At 53.1% G+C, this 2,937-nt stretch carries 3 protein-coding genes and 1 pseudogene; 3 read left to right on the forward strand and 1 reads right to left on the reverse strand.

Going from position 1 to position 2,937, the window contains the following annotated elements:
- From H6F43_RS15205 to pgsA, 3 genes and pseudogenes are all read left to right on the forward strand, one after another.
- Window positions 1-274: pseudogene (locus tag H6F43_RS15205) on the forward strand (hypothetical protein); the annotation flags it as partial.
- A gap of 158 nt (window positions 275-432) precedes the next feature.
- Window positions 433-1,170: a sugar transferase gene (locus tag H6F43_RS15210; RefSeq protein WP_190343578.1), complete on the forward strand. Its 738-nt coding sequence runs from the start codon at window positions 433-435 to the stop codon at window positions 1,168-1,170.
- Window positions 1,171-1,272: 102 nt separating this feature from the next.
- Window positions 1,273-1,812, forward strand: a complete 540-nt coding sequence (pgsA, locus tag H6F43_RS15215) for a CDP-diacylglycerol--glycerol-3-phosphate 3-phosphatidyltransferase (RefSeq protein WP_190343579.1) — start codon at window positions 1,273-1,275, stop codon at window positions 1,810-1,812.
- Here pgsA and H6F43_RS15220 read toward each other — a convergent pair whose 3' ends face one another.
- Window positions 1,813-2,712, reverse strand: a complete 900-nt coding sequence (locus H6F43_RS15220) for a ChaN family lipoprotein (RefSeq protein ID WP_190343580.1) — start codon at window positions 2,710-2,712, stop codon at window positions 1,813-1,815.
- Window positions 2,713-2,937: the final 225 nt, after the last annotated feature.

Raw genomic sequence — 2,937 nt, forward strand, 5'->3', positions numbered from 1 at the left:
TTTTGCCAGAGCCAAACGAATTCCGCTCATCGTGGTCAATCTGCCGCTGACACAACTGTATTTTGATCGATCGCGCACCGAGTATGAGCGGCAGTTTCGCACATTCATGCGAGCCGCCTCCAGAACCGAGCAGTTTCGCTTCTACGACCTCAGCCGCCGCTGGCTTTCTCAGCATGATTACTACATTGACCCCAGCCATCTCAATCGCTATGGAGCCGCTGCTGTCTCGCAGCAGCTAGCGCAAACTCAGGTCATTCCAAAATCCGCTTTTTGAGGTGCCAAGTAGCTTTATACACACTGCTATGAGCGTAGAAAATTATCGAAACTTCAAAAACCAGCTGGCTAACTCAAAGATTGGACGAACACTACACCTGAGAACGCTGATTATCACGGCAATTCTTTATGGTAGTGGGAAAGTCAAGCTGAATCTCGATGAAGCCAACGATTTCTGCGTCTACCGATGTTCCCGTTTCTTCAGAGCCGTCTCTATCAACACTGAAGTATTTCAGCAAATTTTCTGAGATTACGCCCACTCAAGCAGCAATACCGCACGTTGCCAGCGTCCACTGTTCCGCAATCAGTAGAACCAAGCGACTGATCGACATTGCCGGAGCGATCGTGGGTTTGACGATTACTGCGGTGGTGGTGGTGCCCGTGGCGATCGCAATTCAGCTTAACGATCCCGGTCCAGTGTTTTACAGCCAGATCCGCTGCGGCTTGCAGGGCAAAGCCTTCCGCATTTGGAAGTTTCGATCAATGGTTACGAATGCCGACAAATTAAAGCATTTGGTTCACAACGAAGCAAGCGGCGGCATCTTTAAAAACCGCAACGACCCTAGAGTTACCCCGATCGGTCGGCTGCTGCGTCGCACTAGCCTAGACGAGCTGCCACAGTTCTGGAATGTTTTGATAGGCGATATGAGTTTAGTGGGTACGCGCCCGCCCACCGTCGATGAGGTCTTCAGCTACAAGCGGCATCACTGGAAGCGCCTCAACGTTAAGCCCGGAATTACTGGGGAGTGGCAGGCAAATGGGCGCTCTAGCGTGACGGACTTTGAGGAGATTGTCCGTATGGATATTGCCTATCAGACGAAATGGTCGATCGCGTACGATCTACACCTGATTCTTAAGACAATTCAAGCGGTGCTGCTGAAGAAAGGCGCATTTTAGAGGCTCCTGCCAGAACCTTTCAAGTCTAAAATCCGCATTCATACAGTAGGTCTAAGGTGTAGGGTAGAAGCGATCGTATTTCCCTACCCTGAACGCAACACCATGAACCTGCCGACCTGGATTACTGTCTCTCGGTTGCTGGCAGTGCCAGTGATCCTTTATGGATTGAGTCATCCCACACTGCAATTGCGCTGGGTCGTGGTGTCGGTATTTTTGGTGGCAGCGGGAACCGATTGGCTGGATGGATATCTCGCTCGCAAGCTTAACCAAGTAACGGAGCTCGGTAAGTTTCTCGACCCGCTCGTCGATAAGTTGCTGGTGCTGGCTCCGCTGCTGGCGCTGATTGAACTCGACCAGGTTCCTGCATGGGGCGTGTTTCTGATTCTGGCACGGGAGTTGACGATCGCAGGATGGCGCGTCAACCCCGCTCTGCGCGACAGCAGCACTATCCCTGGCGCTAACCTCTGGGGCAAGTTAAAGACGGTCAGCCAGATCGGGGCGATCGCGCTACTGATTGCGCCACTTTCGACAGCGTGGCAGGTGCCCACACTCGTTGCGTTCTGGGTTGCCGTAGCGTTGACATTGGTTTCTGGGGTCATTTACATGCTGCCGAGCCCAACGATCGTGAAACCCGCAGACTGACTACTTCTGTGAAGACATCCAGTAGTAATCGGCGATTGGACGATCCGATGGCGTCCGCACCTCATCGGGTGGATTCAGCAGCACCGAAATTTGAGAGAACGATGGGCGACGGACGCGGCGAGCAACCCGATTGGGAATGCCATCGCCGTAGAAGAGATGTCCCTGTCCCACCAGCACAAGCATGCGGGTTTTTGGTGCTTGCTGAAGCGTTTGAGCAATTCGCTCTGCCATCGTTTCGTCCCAGAGCACCTGTGCCTGAAAAAATCGCTCAAAGTTAAGACTGTTGCTTTTGCCCTGGTGAATCTGCTCGTAAACCTCCTGCATGCGCTGGCGGTACTCCGGCGGTCCCAGCTCGATCGCTGACAGCGGCGGCACAAAACGGCGATCGCTGAGTGTCAAACTCTCCAGTCCTTGACGAGAGACTTTACGGGTAACCTCAGTGGGTGTATTCAGGGCAATTACGGGCAAGCCTTGCGCTTTGGCGAAGCGCAAAATCTCTGCGTAAAACTCCCAGGAGTAGCCCCAGCGTTTTTTGTACTGACTGCGCTCTTGCAGGTCTGCTTCCGTGAGGTTTCCTGCTAAGTAAGCGTCAAGAACGGCTTGATAGGGGCGCTGGAACATCTCCATGCCGATCGTCCAGTCCGATCGTTTCTGATGCAGCGCTTGCAGGATCTCCAGTTGGGCGCGGTGATCTTCGGGGCTGTCGTGGGTTTCTCCCAGATACACCACATCGGCGTTCGCCAGTTCCTCCAAAACCTGCTGAGGCGACACCGTCTGGGATGTTTTTGCCCGAATCACAGAGGCAGACGAATTCAGCGGAGCCGCCTGTACCGGAGCAGGCACAACCAACAGCAGCATTCCTGCCAGCCAAGCGCAAATTAGGGATTGGAATCGCATCATTCCGCAGCAGACGACGCTCCCATCATAGTGTGTGAGATTCGCCGATCGCTGGGTTCCCATCTCAGTTCAAGCAGCCGCGTTCCACTCGTCTCAAATCTTAAGAAATCGTAAGGAAAATTACGGAGCGAAACAGGTTGTTGCAATTTTCTACGTATCACAGGATACTCCTTTTAATAGAACGCACGTGAGTTCGGACGCAGGCAATGATGAATTTACCGACATCTA

It is taken from the genome of Leptolyngbya sp. FACHB-36 (assembly GCF_014695955.1).
Lineage (GTDB): Bacteria > Cyanobacteriota > Cyanobacteriia > Leptolyngbyales > Leptolyngbyaceae > FACHB-36.